This window comes from Thermotalea metallivorans (genome assembly GCF_001562415.1).
GTDB lineage: Bacteria > Bacillota > Clostridia > Peptostreptococcales > Thermotaleaceae > Thermotalea > Thermotalea metallivorans.
Map to the genome: position 1 here is coordinate 152316 of NZ_LOEE01000028.1, position 26759 is coordinate 179074.

The window sequence follows — 26759 nt, forward strand, 5'->3', positions numbered from 1 at the left end:
TAACCGCAAACTGCTAACGGCTAACTATAGTATAAAGATAAAAAATAGGGTATAATGAATATGATATCATATAAGGAATTTAGATTTCGGAAGGAGTTTTATCATGGATAGAAACTTGGCTTTAGAGCTTGTAAGGGTGACGGAGACTGCCGCATTGGCTTCGGCAAGATATATGGGCCGGGGAGATAAAAATGCTGCGGACCAGGCGGCCGTTGACGGTATGCGAAAGGCCTTTTCCCATGTATCCGTGCGGGGAACGGTGGTGATCGGAGAAGGAGAGCTGGATGAAGCACCCATGTTGTATATCGGAGAAGGGGTGGGCACCTGTTTGCCGGGAGACCGGGAAGTAGATATTGCCGTAGACCCCTTGGACGGAACAACACTGATTGCAAAGGGATTGCCCAATGCCATTTCCGTTGTGGCCATGGCTCCCAGGGGAACCCTGTTGCATGCACCGGATACATACATGAAAAAAATCGCCGTAGGACCGAAGGCCAAGGGATGCATCCGGATCGATGCCCCCGTAGAACAAAACCTAAAGGCGGTAGCAAAGGCCCTAGATAAGGACATTTATGATTTGACTGTCATTGTGCAGGATCGTCCCAGACACTTTGAAATGATACAAGAAATCCGCAGGGTGGGATGCAGAATTAAGCTTTTCGGCGACGGGGATGTGGCTGCTGCCATTGCTACCTGCTTTGAAAATACCGGCGTGGACATTTTTATGGGTATCGGTGGAGCACCGGAGGGTGTGATTGCGGCTACGGCTTTAAAGTGTCTGGGAGGGGAAATGCAAGGAAAACTCCATCCCTTCTCTGACGAGGAATTGGAGCGATGCTATAAACTGGGCTGGACAAAGGAGGATATCGATCGGATCTTGACGCTGGACGATCTGGTAAAGTCTGAGGATGTATTCTTTGCTGCCACTGGTGTGTCCGATGGAGATTTATTAAAGGGTGTAACCTATTTGGAAGGCAATCGGGCGGCAACCCATTCCATTGTCATGCGGTCTAAAACGGGAACGATTCGTTTTGTGGATGCCATTCACCGGTTGGATAAAAATGAAACCTTGATTGAGATGATGAAAAAGCACAAATAAGGGGGTTTTTTTCATGGATAGGAATTTAGCCTTGAATCTCGCCCGGGTAACGGAGGCAGCGGCCTTGGGTGCAGCCAAGCACATGGGCCGGGGCGATAAGCATATTGCTGATCAGGCAGCGGTGGACGGCATGCGAAATATGTTTGATACTCTCAACATCGATGGTGTTGTGGTGATTGGTGAAGGGGAGATGGATGAGGCGCCCATGCTGTATATCGGCGAGAGAATCGGAACTGCTTCGGAAGGAGCACCCCAGGTGGATATTGCGGTAGACCCCTTGGACGGAACCAACTCCGTGGCGAAAGGGTTGCCCAATGCCATCTCTGTTGTGGCTATTGCTCCCAGAGGCGCCTTGCTCCATGCACCGGATATGTATATGGATAAAATTGCCGTGGGGCCAAAAGCCAAGGGTGTAATCGATTTAAATGCACCGGTGCAGGAAAATCTGCTCCGGGTTGCCAAGGCATTGAATAAAAATATAACGGACCTGACGGTTACAATGCTGGATCGGGAAAGACATGAGGGCATTATCAAAGAATGCAGAAAAGTAGGGGCGAGGATCAAGCTGTTTAAGGACGGGGATGTGGGGGCAGCCATTGCCACTTGTTTTGATCATACGGGAATTGATATCATGCTGGGCATCGGCGGTGCGCCGGAGGGCGTGATTGCTGCTGCGGCCCTGAAATGTTTAGGCGGAGAATTCCAAGGCAGATTGGTGCCTTATACCGATGAAGAAAGGGAAAGATGTGCAAAGATGGGTGTAGATGTCCATAAAGTATTCCTATTGGATGATTTGGTAAAGGGGAACGAGGTATTCTTTGCAGCCACAGGAATCTCTGACGGGGACCTGCTGAAAGGGGTAACCTATTATGGAAACAATATGGCAAAAACCCATTCTGTTGTCATGCGGGCTGAAACAGGAACCATCCGATTTATTGAAGCCATTCATCGATTGGACAAAAAACCGGCATATGCCAAATAGACGCTGGCTGCTGACCGCTGGCTGACAGTTGCCGGTTGCCAGTCACCAGTCACCAGTTGCCAGTTAGCAGCTGCCGACAGATCCAGCCATCTATTTTCCTATCCCCTATCTGCCATCCGCTAACTGCTGACGGCTAACCTTTCTCCTTCAACCTATAACTTACATGCGGAGGTGTAAATTTGAATTTACTTGAACTTGAAAAAAAGAAAATCAGCGAACTCAGAGAAATGGCAAAAATGCTCCATATAAAAAATGCAGTCAAACACAAGAAACAGGAATTGATCGAATTGATATTGGCCCATTCCAATCAAGAGGAAGTCCGGGTGGAGGAGGAAGAGAAGGCGGCACCGGTAGACCGGGAAAAGCTCCCCGACAAGATCAATGATGAAATTGAAAGAAGCGAAGAAGTGAACACCGTGGAAGGTGTTTTGGAACTGGTGGAAGGGGGATATGGCTTTTTAAGGTTTGCAAATTTTCTCACCAGTGAAGAAGATGTGTATGTATCCCCATCGCAAATCAGGCGATTCAATCTGAAAACCGGTGACAAGATCCTGGGCATCACAAGGTCACCCAAGACCGGTGAAAAATTCAGAGCACTCCTTTACGTTCAAAAGGTGAACGGCGACAATCCTGAATTTGCCGTCAAAAGGCCCAATTTTGATCAGCTCACACCTATATATCCCGATAAAAGAATTACACTTGAATATAATCCTGCGGACCTTTCCACAAGGCTCATTGACCTGATTGCACCCATCGGCAAAGGGCAAAGAGGCTTGATTGTTGCGCCTCCCAAGGCAGGGAAGACCATCTTGCTCAAGAAAATTGCCAACAGTATTTCACAAAAGCATCCGGAGATGGAAATTATCGTGCTGCTCATCGACGAAAGGCCGGAGGAAGTGACGGACATGCAGCGTTCCATCAAGGGGGAAGTGATTTATTCTACCTTTGATGAACTTCCCAGCCATCATATCAAAGTTGCCGAAATGGTTTTAAGCAGGGCTCAAAGGCTGGTGGAGCACGGAAAAGATGTGGTGATTCTGCTGGACAGCATCACCAGGCTGGCGAGGGCATACAACCTGACCATACCCCCTACGGGCAGAACCCTGTCGGGAGGATTGGATCCGGGGGCACTGCATAAGCCCAAGCGTTTTTTTGGTGCCGCACGGAACCTGGAAGAAGGGGGAAGCATTACGATCCTGGCTACAGCCCTGGTGGATACGGGCAGTAGAATGGATGATGTCATCTTTGAAGAATTTAAAGGAACGGGCAACATGGAGCTCCATCTGGACCGCAGGCTGTCGGAGAAGAGAATTTTCCCGGCCATTGATTTGAACAAATCAGGGACAAGAAGGGAAGAGCTGCTGCTAAGCCAGAAGGAGCTGGAGACCATCTGGAACATCCGGAGGGCCATGGCCAACAACCCTACCCAGGAGGTTACGGAAGCCATTATCAGCAGACTCATGGGTACCAAGACAAATCAGGAGTTTGTGGAGAGTGTACGGAACAAGATCTTGGGATAAGCACAGCAAAATTATTCCTTGAAATGTGAAAAAGCCTATGCTATAATATAGAAGTTGAGAACCAAGCCTTTAAAAGTATATTATATTGAATATACAGAGAAATAGGAAAGAAAGAGGTGAAGGACGTGAAAGCAGGTATCCATCCTAACTATAAGAAAGCAGTGGTAAGATGTGCTTGTGGAAATACATTTGAAACAGGATCCGTAAAAGAAGAGATCAGGGTAGAGATTTGTTCAGAGTGCCATCCATTCTTTACCGGTAAACAAAAATTTGTGGACCAAGGTGGACGAGTAGAAAGATTCAAGCAAAAATACGGCATGAAGTAATCGATACATCAATGGATATCATGAAAAGGTTAGAGAATTGTTCTCTAACCTTTATTATATGAAGGGGGGACAAGGCATGTATCGACCCATGCATCACGGGTATATAGAAGCCATTGCGGGCCCGATGTACAGCGGGAAAAGCGAGGAATTGATCCGAAGGTTGAAAAGAGCCCAAATTGCAAAACAGAAGGTGTTGATATTTAAGCCTGCCATCGATGATCGCTATTGTGGGGAGAATATTGTTTCCCATAACGGATCAAAGCTGAAAGCTATCCGCATCCATCATTCCCGGGAGATGATGGAATACATAGAAAAGGATACCCAGGTGGTAGGCATCGATGAGGTGCAATTTTTTGATGATGGCATCATCGAAGTATGCAAAAATTTAGCCGATGGGGGCATCCGCGTGATTGTTGCCGGCTTGGATATGGATTTTCGAGGAGAGCCCTTCGGCCCTACCCCCATGTTATTGACCATGGCGGAATTTGTGGATAAGCTGAGTGCCATCTGCATGGTATGCGGTGAGCCTGCCCATCGGACCCAGCGTCTGATCAACGGGCAACCGGCCAAGTATACAGACCCTGTCATATTGGTAGGGGCAACGGAAAGCTATGAAGCCAGATGCCGGCTGCATCACCAGGTACCGAAGGATGATGCAAGGTAGAGCATTTGCAAAGAAAATCCTAGTATGGTAAAATCAAAGAAAAAAGCAGAAGCTTTTCAAGAAACGAGGCTGATCATGAAGCGTGAAGAAATTTTTAGAAAATGTGCAGTGCCTGCCAGTATAGGGGGGCAGGCCGTCATTGAAGGGGTCATGATGAAGGGCGCTAAAACCATGGCCATTGCCGTCAGAAAGTCCGACGGAGAAATTGTCATCAAAAAAGAAGCCCTAAAGGGGAAAAGAAAAAATTCTTTGGGAAAATTGCCTTTGATACGGGGTGTTTTTGCCTTGATCGAATCTATGGTTTTAGGGGTCACCTCTCTAACCTATTCGGCGGAGATTTATGAGGATGGCGGGCTGTCAGAAGAAAAGGGCAAGATAGAACTGTGGGTAGAACGCACCTTCGGCGAGAAGGCAGACGATGTCTATATATTTTTTTCTGTATTTATTGCCTTGGCTGCAGCCGTATTTCTGTTTATCATCACGCCCACCATCGTGACCAATTTCCTGAAGACAAAAATTGTGCGTCCCCTCCTTTTAAATTTGGTGGAGGGTCTTTTGCGGATCGGACTGTTTGCAGGATATGTGGCGGCAATTTCAAAGATGAAGGATATTCAGCGGGTTTTTCAATACCATGGGGCGGAGCATAAAACCATCCACTGCTATGAGGATGGGCAGCCCTTGACTGTGGAAAATGTAAAAAAATTTACAACCCTTCATCCCCGATGCGGCACCAGCTTCCTTGTGATTGTCATGGTCATCAGCATGATCTTATTCTCCCTGATGGGATGGCCCAATCCATGGATGCGAATTTTGTCCAGGTTTATTCTCCTCCCTGTGGTGGCAGGGCTATCCTACGAGGTGATTAAATGGGCAGGCAGGAGCCAGTCGCCATGGGTTTATGCCATCAGTTATCCGGGATTGCTTTTGCAAAAGATGACCACCAAGGAGCCCGATGACCGCCAAATCGAGGTAGCCATTGCGGCCATGAAGGGTGTCTTGGAAGATGACAAGGAGGCAGACTTGGAATGATGCGGATACGGGAAGTTTTGCAGGAAGCCGTGGAGAAATTGAAAACTGTGGGGAAAGCTACACCTCTGCTGGATGCAGAGGTGCTTTTATGTCATGTCCTCCATATGGACCGGTTGTATCTCTACATCCATCGGGACAGGGAAATCAGCGCGGAGCAGGTCAAGGCATATGGAAGGCTCATCGAAAAAAGGCGGCAAGGGGTACCTGTGCAATATCTGATTCACAGACAGGAATTCATGGGGCTTGAATTTTACGTGGAAGAAGGAGTATTGATTCCCCGGCCGGATACGGAAATATTGGTAGAAGCGGTGATCAGGTGGGTGCAGGGCATCGGAGGACAAGGGCAAATTTCCATTGCTGATTTGGGTACAGGCAGCGGGGCCATCAGCGTGAGTTTGGCCTATTACCTGCAGCACGCTTATATTTATTCTGTGGATCTTTCTCCAAAGGCCCTGGCCATCGGAAAAAAGAATGCAGAAATCCATGGGGTAGAAGGGCGGATTGAATTTTTCCGGGGAGATTTGTTTGAACCTTTCCAAGGGGAGAGATTTATGGGAAAATTGGACGTGTTGGTTTCCAATCCCCCCTATATTCCACGGAAAGAGATTTCCTGCCTTCAGCCGGAGGTTGCAAAATATGAACCAAAACTTGCATTGGACGGCGGAGAGGATGGACTGGATTTTTACAGGAGGATTGTGGGGGAGGCATACCTTTTCCTGAAAAATGGGGGGTTGATCGCCTTGGAGGTAGGCCACCATCAGGCCGATGCCGTAAAAAAAATGATGGAAGACAAAAAAAAATATACAGAGATTCAAAAGATCCGAGACTTGGCAGGCATTGAAAGAGTGGTAACTGCCGTAGTGGACAAACGGGATATGGGGGCATAATAGAAAATATTAAGGGAAATACTAGTGGCTGATGGCGATTGGCTTCTGGCCGATTTTGAAGGGATTTTGCTGGTAGCCGGCAGGCGCTAGTCATCTTTATTCTTGAATCATTATAAAAAATATGTTAAAATAATCTGATGGAATATATTTTATGAGGTGAGACGGATGTTTGACAAATTGGATTTTCTTCAAGAAAAGTACGATGATCTCAGTAGAAAAACAGCGGATCCGGAAATTATCAGCAATCATGCTGAATGGCAAAAATATATCAAAGAACTTTCTGACATAGAGCCTATCGTCAATAAATATAAAGAGTATAAGTCTGTGAAGGAAGGCATAGAGGAAGCAAAAGCAATTCTTGAAGAAAGCAATGATGAAGAACTGCGGGAGATGGCAAAGATGGAGCTGGGAGATCTGGAAGATAAGCTGGAAAGGATCGAGAATGAACTCAAGATTTTGCTGTTGCCCAAGGATCCTAATGATGAAAAGAATGTAATCGTGGAGATCCGAGCAGGTGCCGGTGGAGACGAAGCAGGTTTGTTTGCCGGCGATTTGTTGAGAATGTATACAAGATATGCTGAAAGAAACCGATGGAAAGTGGAAATGATGAGTTTGAATGAAACGGGCGTCGGGGGAATCAAGGAAGTCATCTTTATGCTCAGAGGGAAGGGAGCCTATTCCCGTTTGAAATTTGAAAGCGGTGTTCATCGGGTGCAGAGAATACCTGCTACAGAGTCCGGCGGCAGAATCCATACGTCTACGGCTACAGTGGCTGTATTGCCAGAGGTAGATGACGTGGAGATCGAAATCAATCCCAATGATGTGCGGGTAGATGTGTTCAGATCTTCCGGCAACGGGGGACAGAGCGTAAATACGACGGATTCGGCCGTAAGGCTTACCCATATTCCTACAGGAATGGTGGTTTCCTGTCAGGATGAAAAATCCCAGTTAAAGAATAAGGAAAAGGCCTTCAAGATTTTGAAAGCCAGATTGTATGATAAAATGCTGGCAGAGCAGAATGCTGAAATTGCCGAGGCAAGGAAGAGTCAGGTAGGCACCGGCGACCGAAGCGAGAGGATCCGAACCTATAACTTCCCCCAAGGCCGTGTGACGGACCATCGGATCAATGTCACATTATATAAGCTGGACGCTTTCTTAGACGGAGACATTGATGAAATATTGGATGCTTTGATTACATCCGACCAGGCAGAGAAATTAAAACAAGTGGTATAAACATGATGACAAGCGTGACAAGGGGACGGTTCTCTGTCACGGTATTCGATGACGAATACCGTGACAGAGAACCGTCCCCTTTTTGCTTTGGTATACTGTTTCAGAGGGTGGAATATACATAGTAAAGATTCAAGATACCTATTGGGAAAAAGTGGGGGATGTCAGAATGTCCGAAATCATAAAGATCACTTTGATCGGATTGGCTGTTGGCATGATGGGAACAGGAATGGGTGGGCTGATTGCATTTGTTATGAAAAATCCCAGCAGAAAATTTCTCAGTTTTGTCTTGGGATGTTCCAGCGGATTGATGTTGTCCATTGTATGCTTTGACCTGCTGCCGGAGGCTTTTGAATTAGGCCGCTTATCCATCGGCATCCTGGGCATTGGGGCCGGGGTCCTGATGATTGTAGGAATCGACGAGAGATTGTCTGCCGGCGGCAACTATGAGGGTTTTCTCTCGAAGGAGAGCTTTGTCAAGACCGGTATGCTTTTGGGCCTTGGCATAGCCCTGCACAATTTTCCCGAAGGACTTGCCATCGGATCAGGGTTTATGGCTGCGAAAAGGCTAGGAATGGGCATCTCCATTGTTATCGGACTCCATAATATTCCGGAAGGGATATCCATGGCAGCACCTTTGGGTGCCGGCGGGATGGGGAAATGGCAAGCTTTTTTTTATACGCTGCTGGCGGGCGTACCTATGGGTATGGGTGCTTTGATGGGGGTAATTTTGGGAGAAATCTCCAAAGGGCTTATTGGATTCTGTCTGTCCTTTGCAGGGGGAACCATGCTTTATATTACTTGCGGAGAATTGATTCCCAAGGCCCATGGATTCAATGAAAGCAGGATATCCAGTTACGGTGTCGTATGCGGGTTTATTTTGGGAATGGCAGCGGCCTATCGGTTTTAGCTGTTGGCGAATGGCAACTGGTAACTGGCTAGTCCCTAACGTCAGCATCTTGAGAACACTCAATTTTTGACCTTTCTTCTGGATTCCAACTTTTATTATCATAAATTTGGTGTATAATAATAAATAGTATTCGTTGAAAAATTTGGAGAGGAACCGGCAGCCGGCCACTCAGCAAGATAGAAGGTGAGAAATTTGATAAAGACAAAAATCATTGAGATAGACCCCCAAGCCATAGATTTGGACAAGCTTTCGGAAGCGGCAGAAGTTTTAAGAAATGGAGGCACCGTAGCCTTTCCTACGGAAACCGTCTACGGTTTAGGGGCCAATGCCCTGGATGAGGCGGCACTCCGGAAGATATTTGAAGCCAAAGGGAGACCTTCCGATAACCCCCTGATCGTCCATATCGCCCAAAAAGAGGATGTCTACCCATTGGTGGCAGATGTGCCCGAAAAGGTGACCCTCCTCATGGAAAAATTCTGGCCGGGGCCCTTGACGATGATTTTCCGAAAATCGGCGGCAGTACCCCATATCATTACGGCAGGATTGGATACTGTGGCAATCCGGATGCCCTCCCACCCTGTAGCCCGACTCCTGATTGAAAAGGCAGGTGTACCCGTGGCGGCACCTAGCGCCAACCTGTCCGGCAAGCCCAGCCCTACCCGGGGATGCCATGTGGTGGAGGACCTATTGGGCCGCATCGATGTCATCATTAACGGTGGAGATTGCAGTGTGGGATTAGAATCCACCGTATTGGATGTGACAGGGGAAGTGCCCATGATTTTGCGCCCCGGCGGCATCACGAAGGAAGCCTTGGAGGAAGTTTTGGGAGAAGTGTCTGTAGATGCAGCCCTGGAAAGAAAAAATGAGACTTCCTTGATTCCTAAATCCCCGGGGATGAAATACACCCATTACGCTCCTAAAGCAGAAGTAATCGTGGTAGAAGGAGATATGGAAAGTATTGTCCGGAAAATTCGACAGCTCCAGCAGGAAAAAGAAAAGGCGGGTTTGAAAGCAGGGATCATGGCTACCGATGAGACAAAAGATCAATATGAAAATGGATTGGTCATATCCATGGGCAGCAGAAAAAGGCCGGAGACCATCACCCATCGCCTATTTCGTGTATTAAGGGATTTTGATGATCAGGGGGTGGATGTCATATTGGCAGAGGCAGTGGAGCGGAAAGGCTTAGGAGATGCCATCATGAACCGGCTTCTGAAAGCTGCCGGATATCATGTAATCAGAGGGAATGGAGGTGAAATAAAATGAAAACCATTTTATTTGTCTGTACCGGAAACACCTGCAGGAGCAGCATGGCCGAAAGCATGATGCGGAAGATGTTGGAGGAGGCAGGAGAAAAGGCAAAGGGAATCAAGGTCATTTCCGCCGGAACGGCTGCAGCCAAGGGGCAGAAGGCTTCAAAGCATGCCATTCAAGTCATGCAGGAAAAAAATATTGATCTGCATGGCCACCGGGCTGCGGTATTGACGGAAGAGCTTGTGCATCAAGCAGATCTGATTTTGACCATGACACGGAATCATAAGGCGCAAGTATTAAGCATGGTACCTGAGGCTGCCGATAAAACCTTTACGTTAAAGGAATACGCCGGGAGATTAGGGGATGATAAGGAAATTATAGGGGAAATTGAAAAGCTTCAGGGAATTATCCAGAAGAGGAAAATAGAATTCTATAAAAAATATGAGGATGAAATCACCCAGTTGAGAAACCAGCGGAAGGAACTCATGGACCGCATCCGTGGGATTGATGATCGAATCAAAGAGCTGGAGCATGAGATGGCAAAAACCGTGGAGAACGAACAAAGAGAAGTGATTTATCTGCAAGATAAGCTGCCTTCGGTGGATATTATGGATCCTTTCGGACAGCCTACCTGGGTCTATCGGGAATGTGCCAAGGAAATTGAGGAAGCCCTGAAAATAATTGTAAGGAAAATTACAGAAAATTAATCTGCCCTATCAGTTGAATTTTGAATGGCCAAGTGTTAAAATGTTGTAGGCTGAAAATGGCTTTCCGGTTGGCCAGTGGTTGCCGGTAGCGGGCAGGAGGTGTAAAAAAAGATGAAAATTGCCCTTGGAAGTGATCATGGCGGATTTCATTTAAAGGAAATGATCAAAAGATATCTTGAGGAAAGAGGAATTGGTTATAGGGATTTTGGAACAAATTCTACGGAGTCCGTGGATTATCCTGAATTTGGCATGAAGGTGGCAGAGGCCGTTGTTTCGGGAGAATATGACCGGGGCATCGTATGCTGCGGGACAGGCATCGGCATCTCCATATCGGCAAACAAAGTGCCAGGCGTACGGTGTGCGGTGGTATCCGATACCTATTCTGCCCAGATGTCCCGGGAACACAACAATGCCAATATTCTAGCTTTGGGAGAACGGGTTGTAGGGGCCGGCTTGGCTTTGAAAATTGTTGAGGTTTGGCTAGAGACAGAATTTGCCGGCGGAAGGCACGAAAGAAGAGTCAATCAAATAGGGGACATTGAAAAAAAGTATAAGGGCTAGGTATGGGAGGAGTTGGAAAACATGAAAAATGTATTTGTTATGGATCATCCGTTGATTCAGCATAAGCTTACCTTGATCCGGGATAAGCATACGGGTTCCAAGGAATTCCGGGAAGCGGTAAAGGAACTGGCGATGCTGATGGGGTATGAAGCTACAAGAAATCTTCCCCTGGAGGAAATTGAGATAGAAACACCGCTATGCAAAACAAAGACAAAGGTTCTGGCAGGAAGAAAGCTGGGGATTGTGCCGATCCTCAGGGCAGGCCTTGGCATGGTGGATGGGATGCTGAATCTGATTCCTGCTGCAAAGGTAGGACATATCGGCCTGTACAGAGATCCGGAGACACTGGAGCCTGTGGAATATTATTGCAAACTGCCTGCCGATGTCCATGAAAGGGATTTGATTGTACTGGATCCCATGTTGGCAACGGGCGGTTCAGCCAAGGCGGCGATTCAGTTCATTAAAGACAAAGGCGCCACCAGCATCAAATTTATGTGTCTGATTGCTTCGCCAGAAGGAATCAAGGTAATCTCTGAAGCCCATCCCGATGTGGAAATCTATGTGGCAGCCATTGACGAGAGATTAAACGATCATGCGTATATCGTTCCCGGCTTAGGGGATGCGGGAGACCGATTGTTCGGTACAAAATAAGGCAAAAGGTTTCAAAAAAGGGTAAAGGTCCTTTTTTGAAACCTTTATTGTTTGGGTTGCATAAAATGGATGAAAATACTATTTTCTATGGGGGATGGAAAATATGTTTTATCCGCTTCGATGCATACCCATTTATAAAGAGAAGGTATGGGGAGGAAGAAATTTAGCCCATATACTGCATAAGGAACTTCCCCAGGGCATTGCCGTGGGGGAAAGCTGGGAAATCTGTATTCATCAGGAGGGCAGGAGTATCATAGGGAACGGACAATTTGCCGGGAGGACATTGGAAGAACTGGTCAGAGAATATCCGGAGGAGATGCTGGGGGAAAATCATAAAATCTATGGAGAGAATTTTCCTCTCTTGATCAAATTTATTGACGCCAATGACAAACTTTCTGTACAGGTGCATCCTGATGATGCCTATGCCCTGGTGCATGAGGGAAGCCAGGGAAAAGCAGAAATGTGGTATATTGTTTATGCGGAGAAGGGGGCAAAGGTAATCTGGGGACTGAAAAAAGGTGTGGACCGGCAAACCTTTGAGGCAGCTTTGAAGAAAAATGCCTTGGAGGAGGTGTTGGAGGAAAGAGAGGTAAAGACAGGGGACCTGTTGTTTATTCCCGGGGGAGTCGTCCATGGCATCGGAAAAGGAATTATTCTGGCAGAAATCCAGCAAAACTCTGATATTACCTACCGGATCTATGATTGGAATCGCAGGGGGCTGGATGGAAAAACCCGGGAGATTCACTTGAGGCAAGCTTTGGAAGTCATAAAATTTTGCAATTTCCAAGATGAGGTTTGTCAGGAAACCATAACTTCAGGCCAAGGCTGGACGACGAAAATATATTCCTTTTGTCCATACTTTATGGTAGAGGCAATAGAAATCGAAGGGACATATCTGGGACATTTGCATGGGGAGCGATTTGAAATTGTCATATGTGTGGAGGGAGCAATGCAACTCATTTATGGCGAAGGAAAAGGGGAAGATTTCCATAGGGGAGAAACATTGTTTTTGCCGGCCCGGTTGGGGGATTATGGTATCAAAGGAAAGGGGAAAATATTAAAGGCATATACGGAAAGGAAATCCACATAAATATGTAGAAGTATATAAGTAGAAAGGTTAGCCAGCAGCCGTACAAAGGGGGAAGAAAAAATGCGTCCGGATTGGGATCACTATTTCATGGAAATGGCGGAAATTGCCAAAACACGCTCTACCTGTTGCAGAAGACAGGTAGGTGCCGTGATTGTAAAAAATAAGAGAATCTTGGCAACGGGATATAATGGAGCGCCTTCAGGAACTGCCCACTGCCTGGAGATAGGATGCATACGGCAAAAGATGGGAATTCCTTCAGGACAAAGGCATGAGCTGTGCAGGGGATTGCATGCGGAGCAAAATGCCATCATTCAAGCCGCCTATCACGGGGTAAGCATAGAGGGTGCCACTTTGTATGTTACCCTGCAGCCTTGTGTGCTGTGCGCGAAGATGGCAATCAATGCCGGCATCAAGAAGGTTGTCTTTAAGGGAGATTATCCCGATATCCTTTCCATGGAGCTGCTCCGAGAAGCAGATATAGAACTGGTGCAATTTGATGAAAATTGACGATTCGTCGTTGATTTTCAAGGGATTTTCATGTACAATTATCCTGTGAGGTTGTATCCAATAAGGAGTGTTTTTTGTGAGCAAATACTTGACGGTATTTTTGATTGCCATGGTAGTTTCCATCATCATGACACCCTTTGCCAAGAGATTGGCATTCAAAATCGGTGCCATTGATGTGCCAAAGGATGACCGGCGTGTACATAAAACGCCTATTCCACGGCTGGGCGGATTGGCCATTTATCTGGGTTTTGTCGTCAGTGTCATCATCATGCTTCCCATGAGTAAGACGGTGATAGGCATGCTGGCAGGGGGAACCCTCATGGTCATCATGGGAATTATAGATGATAGAAAGCCCCTATCGGCAAAAGTAAAATTAATAGGACAAGTTGCGTGTGCCTTGATTTTGGTATTCTGTGGCATGCGTATCGAATATTTCAATATTCCCTTGACAGCAAAGGAAATTCTGAGTTTAGGCATTTTTAGCATTCCTGTAACCATATTCTGGATCGTAGGAATTACCAATACAATTAATCTTATAGACGGTTTGGACGGCTTGGCGGCAGGGGTATCCACCATTGCAGCCTTATCCTTGTCCTATGTGGCCCATGCCAACGGCAGACCGGAAGGAACGGTCATGACCATTTTAGCCATTGCCGGAGCAGCCATGGGGTTTTTACCCTATAATTTTAATCCGGCCAAAATATTTATGGGTGACACGGGCTCCCTGTTTTTGGGATATATGCTGGCGGCCATCTCCATAGACGGCGCTATGAAAGGAGCTACGGCCCTGGCGACCATTGTGCCTGTACTTGCCCTCGGCTTGCCTATATTTGATACGACCTTTGCTATCTTAAGAAGGGCATGGAACGGCAGGCCTATTATGGAGCCTGATAAGGGACACCTGCATCACCGGTTGCTTTCCACAGGAATGGGCCAGAGAAGAACTGTTTTGATTTTGTATACTATCAGTGCTGCCTTAGGATTGAGCGCGGCCTTTATGTCAAATAGCAAGGTCATTGATTCTTTGGCAATTTTGGTGATTGCCAGCGGTATGATGTATGTGACGATTGGAATTCCCAAGCTTCAAAAGCAAAAGAGCAGCTACAAGGAATAATGCCAGGAGGATGTTTCCTGGTTTTTTGTTAGCTGCCAGTTACCAGATGATGGCTACTAGCTACTGGCTGCTGGCGAATAGCTGCTGACCGCTAACGGACAACTGCTAACAGCTGAAAACTTATTTACACAGGAAGGTGCAAGCCATGAATAAAATAAAAGTTATGTCTATATTCGGCACAAGACCCGAGGCTATCAAGATGGCCCCAGTGATAAAGGAACTGGAGGGTCATGAAGGAATAGAATCGGTGGTATGTGTTACTGCCCAGCACAGGGAGATGTTGGACCAGGTCCTTGATTTATTTGAAATAAAGCCGGATTATGATTTGAACATCATGAAACCGGGACAGACCTTGAGTGAAATTACTTCCAGGGTACTACTGGGTCTAGAAGAAGTTATCAAAGAAGTAAAACCCCATATGGTGCTGGTCCATGGGGATACTACCACTACCTTTGCGGGGGCTTTGGCTGCTTTTTACCAGCAGGTGAAGGTGGGACATGTGGAGGCAGGCCTCAGGAGCGGAAATATGTATTCCCCTTACCCGGAAGAAATCAACAGAATATTGACGGGAAGGCTGAGTCATCTTCATTTTGCCCCAACCCTCGGCAACAAGAAAAATTTGCTGTCGGAAGGAATTTCAGAAGAAAGCATTGTCTTAACAGGAAATACGGTCATTGATGCCCTGCTGCAGGTGGTGAAAGAGGATTACCGGTTTGAGGATGCAAGGCTGAATCACATAGATTACCGGAACAAAAAGGTCATCCTGCTGACTGCCCACAGGCGTGAGAACTTGGGAGGGCCGATGATCAATATTTTTTCTGCTGTAAAGGAAATAACAGAAAAGAATACAGATGTGGAGGTTGTATTCCCCGTACACCTAAGCCCCCAGGTTCGCCGGTTGGCCTATGAGATCCTTGGGGAAGTGAAAAATGTCCATCTGATAGAGCCTTTGGACTATGCACCCTTTGCCAATCTTATGGCAAAATCCTATCTGATACTGACAGACTCGGGAGGAATTCAAGAGGAAGCACCGGCCTTAGGGAAGCCCGTATTGGTTTTAAGAACGGAGACGGAACGGCCGGAGGCGGTAGAAGCAGGTACAGTAAAAATTGCGGGGATAGAAAAAGAAAGAATTGTGGCACTGACGGAGGAATTGCTTCATCACCGGCAGACCTATGAGGGGATGGCAAATGCAGTGAATCCCTACGGGGACGGAAGGGCTTCCCAAAGGACGGTAGAGGCCATTGTAAAGCATTTTGGAAAATAGGAAAAAATTTTTATATTTGAAGATTGAATTTCTGCCATGGGATGTTACAATAAAGGTAGAAGGTTTTGAAGGGTGATAGGGTGAAAACATACAGCGAAGATACAGTATACTTTATTTCCTATGCAAAACTGCCCATGGAAATTTCAGCGGCAAATATGCATAAGGTAGTGGGTGTAGGCTTGGTAATCAATAGAAATACAGGTGTGATAGAAGATTCTTCCTGCACTTTGATTACAGAGGAGGCCCGGAGCTTTCTAAAACAATTGATTGTAGGACATAATCTCCATGAAGAAGGCATCGAGCCTTTGATAGAAAAAATCAAGTGCCGGTTTCATGGTTTGTCCCAAAAGGCCATTTGTGTCGCCTTAAAAGGCACCTATGACCGATACGTCATCTGGAAAAATGAAATGACAACGAAATAACCGGCTGCTTTGCTTGCGGTAATCGTGCAACCCGCTATTACTGAGCGAGTAAAATCCAGTACCGGACAATGAAGGTGAAAAGACTTTCATTGTTTTGTGCTGGATTTTTTGTTTTATAACAGAAGGAAATAGGCTGAAGGAGCGCAAGGGTAGCCGTTAGCTGTTAGCCAGCACCTATTGTCTATGAACTAGCGGCTGATACTGGTAACCATTAGCTATTGCAAAAAGGAGGATGGAAAATGAGCCAAAACAAAGCTCCCCAAAATCATGTGTTTTACAGAAATCAAAATTGGCATTATCCCAAGATCGAAAGGGGGGAAGGGGTATATCTTTATGATATTCATGGAAAAAGATACTTGGATGCCTGTTCCGGTTCTGCTGTAGCCAATATCGGCCATGGCAACAGGGAAATTGCCGAATATGCAGCAGAACAGATGAAAAAAATCGCCTTTACCCACCTTTCCCGATGGACTGCAGACCCCATTGAAGAATGTGCCGAAAAGGTTGCCCGCTGGACACCGGGGGATCTGAATCATGTGTATTTTGTATCGGGAGGGTCTGAGGCCACAGAGACCGCCATCAAGATGGCAAGGCAGTATTTTGTCGAAAGAGATGGCAAAGATACGAGAAAATGGAAAGTAATCTCCAAATGGAATGCTTTCCACGGCAATACCATGGGGGCCTTGTCCATGACAGGGATTCCCGAAAGAAGGAGAATCTATGAACCAATGCTGATGGATTTTCCTAAAATTCCCCAGTTTTATCATTACCGAAATCCCTGGGGATGCAAGAGTCTGGAGGAAACCAGCAGGAAGGCGGCAGAAGCACTGGAGGAAGAAATTTTGCGGCAAGGGCCTGAAAATGTGGCGGCCTTTATCACAGAACCTGTGGTAGGGGCGGCATGTCCGGGGATTCACCCTACAAAAACTTACTTTGAAATGGTGAGGGAAATTTGCAACCGATATGATGTACTGCTGATTATAGACGAAGTGATGGCAGGCTTTGGCCGTACAGGAAAAAAATTTGGCATAGATCATTACGGGATCATACCGGATATCATGACGGTGGCGAAAGGAATGGGCTGTGGGTATACACCCATCGGTGCAGCTGTCGCCTCGGAGAAGATATTTCGTAGGATGATGGTGGAGGGTTCGGGCCAATTCATTCACGGTCATACCTATGCCGGCAATCCCCTGTCCTGCGGCATTGCGGCAAAGGTCATAGAGATTTTGGAGAGAGATTGCCTGGTGGAAAATGGGGCTCGCCAGGGAGAGTATCTGATGCATAAGCTGGAAGCCTTATATCGATATCCTATCGTGGGAGAGATTCGGGGAAAGGGGCTGATGGTGGGCATCGAATTCGTGAAGGATCAGGAAACAAGGGAACCCTTTGGGGTCGAGGACAATATAAAGGGAAAAGTGACCATACACTGTATGGAGGAAGGAATCGTCCCATATCCGGGGGGCGGTTCGGCAGACGGGATTCGGGGAGATCATGTACTCATTGCTCCGCCCCTGAATATTACGGAGGAACAGATAGACGAATTGGTTGAAGCACTAGAGCGGGGAATCAGGAAAACTTGCCGGGAGATAGGTTAGCCGTTAGCAGTTAGCAGCCATTGTCTATGAACTAGCGGCGGATAGCTGGTAACTGGCAGCCATCAGCCATTGAGAAAAGGAGGAATGAATCCATGGAAAAATTGATTATTACCATTGCACCCACAGGGAATGTGCCCACAAAGGAGATGAATCCTGCCGTACCTGTTACGGTGGAGGAAATTGTAGCCGATATCAAGGCCTGCCATGCCTTGGGGGCATCCATTGCCCATATCCATGTGAGGGATCGAGAAGGAAGGCCCACCAGTGACCGAAACCTTTTCCAACAAGTGCTCAACCGCTTGGATGAGGAAAAGATTGATATTATCAAACAGGTATCCACAGGAGCCAGAGGCGGAGAGAACACCATTGGGTGGAGAGGACAGATGCTGGATTTAAATGCCCATATGGCCAGTCTGTCTACAGGATCTTCTAATTTTCCCAACAGTGTGAATGCCAATGGGCCGGACCTGATCGAGGCTTTGGCCGCTAAGATGTATGCCAACGGCATCAAACCGGAAATCGAAGCCTTTGATGTTGCCATGATTTCCAATGCAAAAAGACTATTGAAAAGAGGTATTTTAAAAGGCCCCTTGCACTTTAACCTTGTCATGAATGTGCCGGGGTCCATAGAAGGTACTCCCAAAAATCTTTTGTTTATGGTGGAAAGCCTGCCCGAGGGATCTACCTGGACGGTATCGGGCATAGGCAAGTCCCAGGTGACGATGGCGGCCATGGCAATTCTCCTGGGAGGACATGTACGTACGGGGCTGGAAGATGTTTTGGAGTATGAAAAGGGCGTGCCTGCCACCAATCCAATGCTCGTGGAGCGGGTGGTCCGGATTGCAAAGGAATTGGGCAGGAAAATTGCGAGACCAGAGGAAGCAAAGGAAATTCTGGGGCTAAAGTAAAAGAACAAGGAAATTTATAGAAAATTCACCCACTTTTCCCGAGAATGTGGTAAAATTATACTTGTACAATTCTACAAGGAGGTGCTTCCCATGGACAAAGTAAGAACGATAAAGGAAGCCATGGAACATATAAAAGACGGCATGACTGTGATGGTCGGAGGATTTCTGGGAACGGGCACGCCGGAAAAATTCATCGACTATTTAATTGAGAAAAATGTAAAGGATCTTACCATCATAGGAAATGATACAGGTTTCCCTGACAGAGGAATCGGACGGCTGATTGTGAATAAGCAGGCCAAAAAGGTGATTGTTTCCCATATAGGGACCAATCCTGAAACGGGAAGACAAATGCATGCAGGAGAACTGGAAGTGGTCCTGATTCCCCAGGGAACGTTGGCTGAGCAAATCCGTGCTGCTGGAGCGGGGCTGGGGGGAGTGATTACGCCGACGGGGGTAGGTACCATCGTGGAAGAAGGAAAACAAAAAATTGAGATCAACGGAAAGACTTATTTGGTGGAACTGCCCATTCGGGCCGACGTGGCGCTGATCAAGGGAGCAAAAGTAGATAAGAAAGGAAATATATATTATCATCATGCGGCCAGAAACTTTAACCCCCTGATGGCCATGGCGGCAGATCTGGTGATTGTAGAGGCAGAGGAATTGGTGGAAGTGGGGGAGATCCATCCCAATGACGTGATGACGCCGGGAATCTTTGTAGATATGATTGTAGGAGGGGAAGCATAGTATGGGGAATGTACGGGAAATCATTGCCAAAAGAGTAGCACAGGAGCTAAAGGACGGAGATGTGGTAAACCTGGGAATTGGGTTGCCTACCTTGGTAGCCAATTATGTGCCTGAAGGGATAGATATCATTTTGCAATCGGAAAATGGTTTTGTAGGGATGGGGCCCCAGGCGGAGGCAGGAAAGGAAATCAAAGATCTTGTCAATGCGGGGGGAGTCAGCGTAACCCTGCAGCCGGGAGCTGCGTTTTTCGACAGTGCCATGTCCTTTGCCATCATCCGGGGGGGCCACGTGGATGCCACGGTGTTGGGAGCCCTTCAAGTAGATCAAAAAGGAAATTTGGCCAACTGGATGATCCCCGGCAAGATGGTGCCGGGGATGGGCGGAGCCATGGATTTGGTTTCAGGAGCAAAGAAGGTCATTGTGGCCATGGAGCATACGGCAAAGGGAACCCCTAAAATTTTAAAGGAATGTACCCTGCCCCTTACGGCTGCCGGTGAGGTGGATATGATCGTTACAGAAATGGGGGTCATGGTAGTAACAAAGGAAGGTTTGATTTTAACGGAGATTCATCCCGATTATACCGTTGAAGATGTGAAGGCAGCCACAGAGGCGGATTTGATCATTTCACCGGATTTAAAGATGATGTCCGTCAGCGATTGATTTGTACCGGCGAATTCTTTATTTTGCATAATTCCATAAGATAGGGAGATACTAAATGCAGCCATAACAGGTGATGGCTGCATTTGTCGTGGTGCAGAAAGGGATTTCTATCACATGATTTTATAAAAAAAGAGATTTGAAAAAAAAGTCGAATTTTAGTATAATATTTATTAAGATTTGTTAACAAATTGACGAAGAGAATCTCAGACTGAAGACAAAGCAATACAATGTTCATAAACCCTTGAGATTTTGGCTTCGTTGCAAATCAGCAAGCCTCTTTTTTCCTTATTTTTTATTTTAGTAAAGGGGCCCAGGGCTGAGGAGGAAGCCAAATCTTAAGGCGTTGTCTGCAAGTTGGAAAATCTCATAAATATTCAAACTTGCTTGTATATTTAGTTGTTCGTGCTATAATAAGAAGGGGGGATTTTCCATGGCGAAAAACAACATGAAGCTCCTGCAAAATCTCTCCCTTTTGACACATATTGGCTTAACCATGACCATTCCGATTGTGGCGGGCGTCTATATTGGCAATTGGATCGATCAAAGGCTTCAATCAGGAAATGGTTTTCTGGTTATTTTTACTGTTGTGGGTGTCGTTGCAGCTTTTTTGAATGTGTATAAACTGGTGATGAAATGGATGAAATAGCTGATGGCTAACTGCTGACAGCCAACGGCTAACCGCTACGCTAACTCAACAAAAAGGAAGTGCTTTGCCTTGGATGATACATGGAACCTACAGAAGAAGATTGTAACGTATACCTTGATGGTCATGTCCGTGATTGCCCTGGGGGCCCTATGGGTGTCGGAAGAACCGAAACCTTTTATTTATGCCCTTGTCTTTGGAACCCTCATCGGCATATTGAACTTCAGGAACCTGGCCTTAACCTTGGAAAAGGCGGTGACAATGGACCCGGCTGCAGCGCAGATCTATGCAAGCTCGAAATATTTTATTCGATTTTTCATCAATGCTGTTGTTATTTTTGTTTCAATCAAGGCAGATTATTTGAATGTTTTAGGGACAGTAATAGGTTTGTTTCTCATCAAGTTTGCAATTGTTGCGACAAGCCTATTCAATAAATCAGCATTATTTAAAAGAAATACGGAAGGAAAGGAGGAAGAATAGTGGAAGGATTTGGCCCAAAAATCATACTTGAGTTGCCTGGAGGTATTCTTATCACAGAAACCGTAGTGAATACTTGGATCATTATGGTGCTCCTGAGCATCTTTTCCATAATCGCTACCCGACGATTGGAAAAAGTGCCCAGGGGACTGCAGAATGTGATTGAGCTATTGGTAGATGGAATCAATAAGCTTACCATCCAGACCATGGGGGAAGACAAAAAATCCTTTGCGCCTTATATCGGTACACTCCTTCTATTTATTGCATGTGCAAACTTGGCAGGATTGTTCGGTTTGAGGCCTCCGACGGCAGATATCAATACCACCCTGGGATTGGCTTTGATGACGTTTTGCTTGATCCATGGCAACGGAATGAGGCGAAAGGGAGTACTGACCTACCTAAAAGGCTTTACACAACCTATACCGGTAATGCTTCCATTGAACATTATTAGTGAGATCGCAACGCCAATTTCACTATCATTCCGTCTCTTCGGAAATATTACTGGCGGTCTGATTATGATGAGCTTATTCTATAGTGCCCTTGCGGCATTCAGTACGAAACTGGGAATCAATATTCCAGTTTTGCAGGCTGCCATACCATCAGTTTTTCACTTGTATTTTGATTTATTTGCAGGAATCCTGCAATCATTCATTTTTTCCATGCTGACCATGGTATTCGTCTCAGGTGCAATGGATTAAAGGTCTCCTACGGGGAGATGAAAATTAAAGGAGGATCAATATGGAGGATGCCAATTTTATTATCCGATTCCTGAATTGGCTGATGTCCTTTGACCGAAAAGTTCTGATTCTTGCAGCTTCAGCCATTGGGGCGGGGCTTGCCATGATTGCAGGGATCGGACCGGGAATCGGTCAGGGATACGCAGCCGGCAAAGGAGCAGAGGCAGTGGGCATGAATCCAAAGGCCGGCAAACAGGCTACAATGGTCATGCTGCTGGGGGCTGCTGTTGCAGAAACTTCAGGCATATTGGCACTGGTTGTTGCATTAATCCTGCTGTTTGGTAATCCGATCATAACGCAGGAAGGAGCCGTTCTCGTCCTAGCCGCTTCGGCCATCGGCGCCGGGATTTCCATGATCACAGGCGTAGGACCTGGTATTGGGCAGGGATATGCTGCCGGTAAGGGAGCAGAAGCCGCCGCCAGGAGGCCTCAATACCAATCCAATATCATCAGAGCCATGCTCCTTGGACAGGCAGTAGCGCAATCCACAGGGATATATGCTTTGATCATTGCATTGGTGCTCATGTTCGCCAATCCATTGATCAAACTAATGTAGCTTGATGGGAAAGGATCTGACGTACATCGGCCATTGCCGGAAAAATTCTAGAATTAGAACATAATGAAAATGCAGCGTCTTTTGTTTCATGATGTTCAGGCAAAGTTATCCATTTTATTTTTAATGTTTTTAAATAAAAGGAGGAAAACAACTATGGAACCAATTACAGGAAAAGCATTAATATTGGCATGTTCAGCCATTGGAGCTGGTTTAGCGATGATTGCAGGTATAGGACCTGGTATCGGACAGGGGTTTGCTGCCGGTAAAGGTGCAGAGAGTGTAGGAAGACAGCCTGAAGCCCAAGGGGATATCGTAAGAACAATGCTTCTTGGATGTGCCGTTGCAGAGTCAACAGGTATTTACGGACTAGTTATTGCATTAATTCTTCTATTTGCAAATCCGCTGGTAAGATTATTATAGTAAATGGAGGAAGGAGATGGTAAAGCCATCTCCTGCTTGTGATCCCCCACAAGAAAGGAGGCAGTAACCAAATGGTGTTAAGATCAGGTCTGGTGCAAATAGACTATACGCTGTTTTTCCAAATCATCAACACAATCATATTATATTTTTTATTGAGACGTTTTCTGTTCAAGCCTGTGACGGAATTTATGGCGTCAAGACAAAATGCCATTGTTGCATCTATGAAAGAGGCTGAAGCTAAAAACGCAGAAGCGGATCAACTGCGGCTGGAGTATCAGAAAAAGCTGGAAGGGGCCCATGAAGAAGGAAGAAAAATCATCAAAGACGCTTCCAAGCGGGCGGAAGAAAGAGCCGGTGAAATTATTGCCCAAGCCCAGGAGGAGGCTTCCAAGATAAAAGATAGGGCTGCAATAGAAATTGAAAGGGAAAGACAAAAAGCAGCCAACCAAATGAAGGAAGAAGTGGCTGCTCTGGCAGTATTGGCTGCCGGCAAAATTATCGACAAAAGCCTTGATGAAAATAGCCATGACAAACTCATCAAGGAATTTATTGATGAGGTAGGGGAAACAACATGGTGGAATTAGTTGCAAAGAGCTATGCAGAGGCTTTATTTGATGTTGCCCTGGAACTGAATCAATTGGACCAGTATGGGGCAGAATTGAATTTCGTCATGGAAAGCTTTCAACAGCATCCTGAATTTTTTGAGCTGTACAAAACACCCAGAATCAGCAATGAAGAAAAAAAACGAATTATCGAAGCTGTTTTTCAAGGCAAAATCAGCCCTGAAGTCATGAATTTTTTAAAAATTCTTTCTGATAAAAGAAGAACCGGTGTCATCGAAGCAATCGTGAAAAGCTATCACAAGCTGGTCCATGAGCACCAGAACATTGCGGAGGCCTTGGCTGTCACGACAGTGCCTATGAAGGACGAAGACAAGGCTGCCTTAGAAGTGAAGCTTTCCAAGATGACCGGGAAGAAAGTCATTCTAAAGAATGAGATCGATACGACCATTATTGGCGGAATGCTTGTTAGAATTGGAGACAAGGTAATCGACGGTACAGTACAAGGTCGTCTGAATAAGTTAAAGGAAAGCCTTGCACAAATAATAGTTTAGGTGATAGGGGTGAACAAGACAATGAATCTCAGACCTGAAGAGATCAGCTCAATTATTAAAGAGCAGATTAAAAGATATGAAAATAAACTGCAAGTGACGGATATCGGTACTGTTATCCAGGTGGGTGACGGTATTGCCAGAATCCATGGATTAGAAAAGTGTATGGCGGGAGAGTTGTTGGAATTTCCCGGCGGCGTATATGGAATGGCGCTAAACTTGGAAGAGGACAATGTAGGCTGCGTGCTTTTGGGATCCGATGACAATATCAAAGAGGGAGACATTGTAAAACGTACGGAGAGAATCGTGGAAGTGCCCGTAGGAGAAGCTTTGATCGGCCGCGTTGTCAATGCCCTTGGGCAGCCCATCGACGGAAAGGGCCCCATCAAAACTGATAAGTACAGACCTATCGAAGCCAATGCCCCCAGTGTAATCGACAGAAAATCTGTTCACCAGCCCCTCCAAACGGGAATCAAGGCGATCGACGCTATGATTCCCATCGGCAGAGGACAGAGAGAGTTGATTATCGGGGACAGACAGACGGGAAAAACGGCCATTGCCATAGATACAATCTTGAACCAAAAAGAAGAAAACGTCATCTGTATTTATGTAGCCATCGGACAGAAGCGATCAACCGTTGCGGGTATCGTGAAGACTTTGGAGGATAGAGGAGCAATGGATTATACCATTATCGTATCGGCTACGGCCAGTGAGCTGGCGCCGCTGCAATATATTGCTCCCTATGCCGGCTGTGCCATGGCAGAAGAATTCATGCATCAAGGAAAAGATGTTTTGATTATCTATGATGATTTGTCCAAACATGCGGTGGCCTATCGTGCCATGTCCCTGCTGCTTCGCCGTCCGCCGGGACGTGAGGCTTATCCGGGAGACGTATTCTACCTTCACAGCAGATTATTGGAGCGTGCGGCCAAGTTAAATGATGAAAACGGCGGCGGATCCATTACGGCCCTTCCTATTATTGAAACCCAGGCGGGGGACGTATCGGCATATATTCCTACCAACGTAATTTCCATTACCGACGGGCAGATCTTTTTGGAGACAGAGTTGTTCTTTGCAGGGCAACGGCCTGCGGTAAATGCCGGTATTTCCGTATCCCGTGTAGGCGGAGACGCCCAAATCAAGGCCATGAAAAAAGTTGCAGGAAAAATTAAGCTGGAGTTGGCCCAGTATAGAGAATTGGCAGCCTTTGCTCAGTTTGGTTCAGAACTGGATAAGGATACCCAAGAAAGACTGGCACAGGGGGAACGAATCCTTGAAATATTAAAGCAGCCCCAATATTCTCCAGTAAGGGTTGAACATCAGATCATGATTATCTATGCGGTGATCAACAAATACCTGCGGGATATTCCGGTGCCGGAAATCAAACGATTTGAAGGGGAGTTCTTGAACTTTATGGACAACAAATATCCGGAAGTAGGGGCTTCCATCAAGAGCACAGGCGTCATGTCGGAAGAAATGGAGAATAAGCTGAAAGCTGCCATAGAGGAATTCAAAGGCCAGTTTCGATTGGAAAGTTAGCGGCTGGGACGAAGAAAGGACAGCTGCAAGGGCGACCCTAGAGCATGGAGGTGAGCAATGAAGTGGCAGGAAGGGGAATGCGCGACATCAAGCGCAGAATCAAGAGCGTAAACAGCACCAAGCAGATTACAAAGGCGATGGAGCTGGTTTCTTCCGCAAAATTAAGACGTACCCGGGAAAGGGTGGAAAAAACCAGGCCATACTTTAACACCATAAAAGATACGGTACAAGATATATTTTCCAGTACCAGGGGCATCAAGCATCCTTTTGTCAGTGAGCGGGAGATCAAAAAAACCTGCTATATTGTCATTACTGCCGATCGGGGCCTGTGCGGAGGCTATAATGCCAATGCCATCAAAACGGCACTCCACCATATGCAGGACAAAAAAGCAGTATCTTTGATTACTGTAGGACAGAAGGCCAGGGATTATTTCAGGAAGAGAAACTATGATTTTGACGGAGAATTTGTCCATATCTCCGAAAATCCAACCTATTCCGATGCAAAGGAAATCAGCAGCCTTGTGCTGCGCCTTTATGAAAAGGAAATGATCGATGAAGTGTATCTGGTGTATACCCAATTTGTAAGCACAATCTCCCAGAAGCCTGAAATCATCCGACTATTGCCTTTGGCGGGAGAGAAAAAGGAAAAGGAGCAGGACAAGGGCTTTGAATATGTTTCCTATGAGCCGTCCCCCGAAGAGGTACTGGATTATCTCATTCCCAAATATATCGAGAGCACCGTTTTCGGGGCATTGGTAGAATCGTCCGCTTCTGAACAAGGGGCGAGAAGGGTAGCCATGGAAAATGCGACGGATAATGCGGAAGAAATGATCGGACATCTGACTTTGAGCTACAACAGAGCAAGACAAGCGGCGATCACACAAGAAATTGCTGAAATTGTAGGTGGAGCGGAAGCATTGAAATAACAAAGTTTTCTGTTGGAAGATTTAAAGGAAGACTTTGGTGAAACACATAAGGGAAATTATGACTTATCCACAGTTGATGAAAGCGCATAATTTCCTATGGGTTATAAAAAATGGCGAAGGGCTGATCACCCTTAAGGCTTGCCCTTTGGGAGCAATCGCCGGCACGTTGTTGCAGGCTGTAAGCCATAAGCCATGAACAAAACGAAAGGATGTGAAAGG

General features: G+C 46.3%; 32 protein-coding genes and 1 pseudogene. All 33 read left to right on the forward strand.

The genetic code is table 11. The annotated features are described in order from the left end of the window. Window positions 1–103 precede the first annotated feature (103 nt). The 33 genes and pseudogenes from glpX (AN619_RS05910) (at window position 104) to AN619_RS15890 (ending at window position 26736) form a co-directional block, all read left to right on the forward strand. The gene (gene glpX / locus AN619_RS05910; RefSeq protein WP_068555720.1) at window positions 104–1099 is read left to right on the forward strand and encodes a class II fructose-bisphosphatase; all 996 of its coding nucleotides are present in this window, start codon (window positions 104–106) and stop codon (window positions 1097–1099) included. A 13-nt stretch (window positions 1100–1112) separates the two neighbouring features. Beyond that, window positions 1113–2081, forward strand: a complete 969-nt coding sequence (gene glpX, locus AN619_RS05915) for a class II fructose-bisphosphatase (protein WP_068555722.1) — start codon at window positions 1113–1115, stop codon at window positions 2079–2081. Window positions 2082–2308: 227 nt separating this feature from the next. Beyond that, window positions 2309–3601: a transcription termination factor Rho gene (rho, locus tag AN619_RS05920; RefSeq protein WP_408645606.1), complete on the forward strand. Its 1293-nt coding sequence runs from the start codon at window positions 2309–2311 to the stop codon at window positions 3599–3601. 125 nt (window positions 3602–3726) lie between these two features. Beyond that, a complete protein-coding gene (gene rpmE / locus AN619_RS05925; RefSeq protein WP_068555726.1) occupies window positions 3727–3927 on the forward strand; it encodes a 50S ribosomal protein L31 in 201 nt (66 codons plus the stop codon). Between the two features lie 76 nt (window positions 3928–4003). Beyond that, window positions 4004–4591 carry a thymidine kinase gene (locus tag AN619_RS05930; protein WP_068555729.1) on the forward strand — a complete coding sequence of 196 codons (588 nt, stop codon included), beginning with the start codon at window positions 4004–4006 and terminating at the stop codon, window positions 4589–4591. A 75-nt stretch (window positions 4592–4666) separates the two neighbouring features. Further along, complete coding sequence (locus tag AN619_RS05935) at window positions 4667–5620, forward strand: DUF1385 domain-containing protein (protein ID WP_068555917.1); 954 nt, start codon at window positions 4667–4669, stop codon at window positions 5618–5620. Next, a complete protein-coding gene (gene prmC, locus AN619_RS05940) occupies window positions 5617–6507 on the forward strand; it encodes a peptide chain release factor N(5)-glutamine methyltransferase (protein WP_068555733.1) in 891 nt (296 codons plus the stop codon). Before AN619_RS05935 ends, prmC begins: the two co-directional genes overlap by 4 nt. 165 nt (window positions 6508–6672) lie before the next feature. Then, complete coding sequence (prfA, locus tag AN619_RS05945; protein WP_068555734.1) at window positions 6673–7740, forward strand: peptide chain release factor 1; 1068 nt, start codon at window positions 6673–6675, stop codon at window positions 7738–7740. A 166-nt stretch (window positions 7741–7906) separates the two neighbouring features. After that, window positions 7907–8647 (forward strand): ZIP family metal transporter, encoded by a 741-nt coding sequence (locus AN619_RS05950; protein WP_068555735.1) that lies wholly within the window; start codon window positions 7907–7909, stop codon window positions 8645–8647. 195 nt (window positions 8648–8842) lie between these two features. Beyond that, window positions 8843–9913: an L-threonylcarbamoyladenylate synthase gene (locus tag AN619_RS05955; RefSeq protein WP_068555918.1), complete on the forward strand. Its 1071-nt coding sequence runs from the start codon at window positions 8843–8845 to the stop codon at window positions 9911–9913. Continuing rightward, entirely contained in the window at window positions 9910–10608 is a 699-nt protein-coding gene (locus AN619_RS05960) for a low molecular weight protein arginine phosphatase (protein ID WP_068555736.1), read from the forward strand. Before AN619_RS05955 ends, AN619_RS05960 begins: the two co-directional genes overlap by 4 nt. A 111-nt stretch (window positions 10609–10719) precedes the next feature. Beyond that, a complete protein-coding gene (rpiB, locus tag AN619_RS05965; RefSeq protein WP_068555738.1) occupies window positions 10720–11169 on the forward strand; it encodes a ribose 5-phosphate isomerase B in 450 nt (149 codons plus the stop codon). 21 nt (window positions 11170–11190) lie between these two features. Further along, window positions 11191–11820, forward strand: a complete 630-nt coding sequence (gene upp / locus AN619_RS05970) for a uracil phosphoribosyltransferase (protein WP_068555741.1) — start codon at window positions 11191–11193, stop codon at window positions 11818–11820. 103 nt (window positions 11821–11923) lie between these two features. Beyond that, window positions 11924–12910 (forward strand): type I phosphomannose isomerase catalytic subunit, encoded by a 987-nt coding sequence (locus AN619_RS05975; protein WP_068555743.1) that lies wholly within the window; start codon window positions 11924–11926, stop codon window positions 12908–12910. Between the two features lie 60 nt (window positions 12911–12970). Then, window positions 12971–13417, forward strand: a complete 447-nt coding sequence (locus AN619_RS05980; RefSeq protein WP_068555745.1) for a deoxycytidylate deaminase — start codon at window positions 12971–12973, stop codon at window positions 13415–13417. A 109-nt stretch (window positions 13418–13526) separates the two neighbouring features. Further along, window positions 13527–14531, forward strand: coding sequence for a glycosyltransferase family 4 protein (locus AN619_RS05985; protein WP_068555919.1), 1005 nt, complete (start codon window positions 13527–13529; stop codon window positions 14529–14531). A gap of 145 nt (window positions 14532–14676) precedes the next feature. Further along, a complete protein-coding gene (gene wecB / locus AN619_RS05990; protein ID WP_068555747.1) occupies window positions 14677–15798 on the forward strand; it encodes a non-hydrolyzing UDP-N-acetylglucosamine 2-epimerase in 1122 nt (373 codons plus the stop codon). Between the two features lie 80 nt (window positions 15799–15878). After that, window positions 15879–16220, forward strand: coding sequence for a DUF3870 domain-containing protein (locus tag AN619_RS05995; protein WP_157064927.1), 342 nt, complete (start codon window positions 15879–15881; stop codon window positions 16218–16220). A gap of 239 nt (window positions 16221–16459) precedes the next feature. Beyond that, window positions 16460–17818 (forward strand): aspartate aminotransferase family protein, encoded by a 1359-nt coding sequence (locus AN619_RS06000; protein ID WP_068555751.1) that lies wholly within the window; start codon window positions 16460–16462, stop codon window positions 17816–17818. Between the two features lie 92 nt (window positions 17819–17910). Next, a complete protein-coding gene (locus tag AN619_RS06005) occupies window positions 17911–18726 on the forward strand; it encodes a BKACE family enzyme (protein ID WP_068555753.1) in 816 nt (271 codons plus the stop codon). A 90-nt stretch (window positions 18727–18816) separates the two neighbouring features. Beyond that, window positions 18817–19470, forward strand: a complete 654-nt coding sequence (atoD, locus tag AN619_RS06010) for an acetate CoA-transferase subunit alpha (protein WP_068555758.1) — start codon at window positions 18817–18819, stop codon at window positions 19468–19470. Window position 19471: 1 nt separating this feature from the next. Beyond that, window positions 19472–20131 carry a 3-oxoacid CoA-transferase subunit B gene (locus AN619_RS06015; protein ID WP_068555763.1) on the forward strand — a complete coding sequence of 220 codons (660 nt, stop codon included), beginning with the start codon at window positions 19472–19474 and terminating at the stop codon, window positions 20129–20131. 430 nt (window positions 20132–20561) lie between these two features. Continuing rightward, on the forward strand, window positions 20562–20777 hold the full coding sequence (locus AN619_RS06020) for an AtpZ/AtpI family protein (RefSeq protein ID WP_068555765.1): 216 nt from the start codon (window positions 20562–20564) through the stop codon (window positions 20775–20777). A 69-nt stretch (window positions 20778–20846) separates the two neighbouring features. Then, window positions 20847–21254: an ATP synthase subunit I gene (locus AN619_RS06025; RefSeq protein WP_068555766.1), complete on the forward strand. Its 408-nt coding sequence runs from the start codon at window positions 20847–20849 to the stop codon at window positions 21252–21254. Further along, the gene (atpB, locus tag AN619_RS06030; protein WP_068555769.1) at window positions 21254–21949 is read left to right on the forward strand and encodes a F0F1 ATP synthase subunit A; all 696 of its coding nucleotides are present in this window, start codon (window positions 21254–21256) and stop codon (window positions 21947–21949) included. Before AN619_RS06025 ends, atpB begins: the two co-directional genes overlap by 1 nt. A gap of 82 nt (window positions 21950–22031) precedes the next feature. Next, a pseudogene (locus AN619_RS16580) lies at window positions 22032–22283 on the forward strand (ATP synthase Fo subunit C); the annotation flags it as partial. A gap of 51 nt (window positions 22284–22334) precedes the next feature. Continuing rightward, complete coding sequence (atpE, locus tag AN619_RS16585; RefSeq protein ID WP_334292194.1) at window positions 22335–22544, forward strand: ATP synthase F0 subunit C; 210 nt, start codon at window positions 22335–22337, stop codon at window positions 22542–22544. Window positions 22545–22697: 153 nt separating this feature from the next. Next, window positions 22698–22964, forward strand: a complete 267-nt coding sequence (gene atpE / locus AN619_RS06040) for an ATP synthase F0 subunit C (protein ID WP_068555776.1) — start codon at window positions 22698–22700, stop codon at window positions 22962–22964. A 71-nt stretch (window positions 22965–23035) separates the two neighbouring features. Continuing rightward, entirely contained in the window at window positions 23036–23548 is a 513-nt protein-coding gene (locus AN619_RS06045; protein ID WP_068555777.1) for a F0F1 ATP synthase subunit B, read from the forward strand. Then, on the forward strand, window positions 23536–24078 hold the full coding sequence (locus AN619_RS06050; RefSeq protein WP_068555778.1) for a F0F1 ATP synthase subunit delta: 543 nt from the start codon (window positions 23536–23538) through the stop codon (window positions 24076–24078). Before AN619_RS06045 ends, AN619_RS06050 begins: the two co-directional genes overlap by 13 nt. 21 nt (window positions 24079–24099) lie before the next feature. Next, complete coding sequence (gene atpA, locus AN619_RS06055; protein WP_068555779.1) at window positions 24100–25614, forward strand: F0F1 ATP synthase subunit alpha; 1515 nt, start codon at window positions 24100–24102, stop codon at window positions 25612–25614. 44 nt (window positions 25615–25658) lie between these two features. Beyond that, window positions 25659–26540: an ATP synthase F1 subunit gamma gene (gene atpG / locus AN619_RS06060; protein ID WP_083524997.1), complete on the forward strand. Its 882-nt coding sequence runs from the start codon at window positions 25659–25661 to the stop codon at window positions 26538–26540. A 37-nt stretch (window positions 26541–26577) separates the two neighbouring features. Then, entirely contained in the window at window positions 26578–26736 is a 159-nt protein-coding gene (locus AN619_RS15890; RefSeq protein ID WP_157064929.1) for a hypothetical protein, read from the forward strand. Window positions 26737–26759: the final 23 nt, after the last annotated feature.

Bases quoted from the DNA above. Each gene is read 5' to 3' on its own strand.
- atpG (WP_083524997.1), top strand. From the start codon at position 25,659: ATGGAGGTGAGCAATGAAGTGGCAGGAAGGGGAATGCGCGACATCAAG.
- prfA (WP_068555734.1), top strand. From the start codon at position 6,673: ATGTTTGACAAATTGGATTTTCTTCAAGAAAAGTACGATGATCTCAGT.
- AN619_RS05960 (WP_068555736.1), top strand. From the start codon at position 9,910: ATGAAAACCATTTTATTTGTCTGTACCGGAAACACCTGCAGGAGCAGC.
- atoD (WP_068555758.1), top strand. From the start codon at position 18,817: ATGGACAAAGTAAGAACGATAAAGGAAGCCATGGAACATATAAAAGAC.
- AN619_RS06020 (WP_068555765.1), top strand. From the start codon at position 20,562: ATGGCGAAAAACAACATGAAGCTCCTGCAAAATCTCTCCCTTTTGACA.
- AN619_RS05935 (WP_068555917.1), top strand. From the start codon at position 4,667: ATGAAGCGTGAAGAAATTTTTAGAAAATGTGCAGTGCCTGCCAGTATA.
- glpX (WP_068555720.1), top strand. From the start codon at position 104: ATGGATAGAAACTTGGCTTTAGAGCTTGTAAGGGTGACGGAGACTGCC.
- upp (WP_068555741.1), top strand. From the start codon at position 11,191: ATGAAAAATGTATTTGTTATGGATCATCCGTTGATTCAGCATAAGCTT.
- glpX (WP_068555722.1), top strand. From the start codon at position 1,113: ATGGATAGGAATTTAGCCTTGAATCTCGCCCGGGTAACGGAGGCAGCG.
- AN619_RS05930 (WP_068555729.1), top strand. From the start codon at position 4,004: ATGTATCGACCCATGCATCACGGGTATATAGAAGCCATTGCGGGCCCG.
- AN619_RS06050 (WP_068555778.1), top strand. From the start codon at position 23,536: ATGGTGGAATTAGTTGCAAAGAGCTATGCAGAGGCTTTATTTGATGTT.
- AN619_RS06015 (WP_068555763.1), top strand. From the start codon at position 19,472: ATGGGGAATGTACGGGAAATCATTGCCAAAAGAGTAGCACAGGAGCTA.
- wecB (WP_068555747.1), top strand. From the start codon at position 14,677: ATGAATAAAATAAAAGTTATGTCTATATTCGGCACAAGACCCGAGGCT.
- AN619_RS05985 (WP_068555919.1), top strand. From the start codon at position 13,527: ATGGTAGTTTCCATCATCATGACACCCTTTGCCAAGAGATTGGCATTC.
- AN619_RS06005 (WP_068555753.1), top strand. From the start codon at position 17,911: ATGGAAAAATTGATTATTACCATTGCACCCACAGGGAATGTGCCCACA.
- prmC (WP_068555733.1), top strand. From the start codon at position 5,617: ATGATGCGGATACGGGAAGTTTTGCAGGAAGCCGTGGAGAAATTGAAA.
- rho (WP_408645606.1), top strand. From the start codon at position 2,309: ATGGCAAAAATGCTCCATATAAAAAATGCAGTCAAACACAAGAAACAG.
- atpA (WP_068555779.1), top strand. From the start codon at position 24,100: ATGAATCTCAGACCTGAAGAGATCAGCTCAATTATTAAAGAGCAGATT.
- AN619_RS05975 (WP_068555743.1), top strand. From the start codon at position 11,924: ATGTTTTATCCGCTTCGATGCATACCCATTTATAAAGAGAAGGTATGG.
- rpiB (WP_068555738.1), top strand. From the start codon at position 10,720: ATGAAAATTGCCCTTGGAAGTGATCATGGCGGATTTCATTTAAAGGAA.
- AN619_RS06045 (WP_068555777.1), top strand. From the start codon at position 23,036: ATGGTGTTAAGATCAGGTCTGGTGCAAATAGACTATACGCTGTTTTTC.
- AN619_RS06000 (WP_068555751.1), top strand. From the start codon at position 16,460: ATGAGCCAAAACAAAGCTCCCCAAAATCATGTGTTTTACAGAAATCAA.
- AN619_RS05980 (WP_068555745.1), top strand. From the start codon at position 12,971: ATGCGTCCGGATTGGGATCACTATTTCATGGAAATGGCGGAAATTGCC.
- AN619_RS05950 (WP_068555735.1), top strand. From the start codon at position 7,907: ATGTCCGAAATCATAAAGATCACTTTGATCGGATTGGCTGTTGGCATG.
- atpE (WP_068555776.1), top strand. From the start codon at position 22,698: ATGGAACCAATTACAGGAAAAGCATTAATATTGGCATGTTCAGCCATT.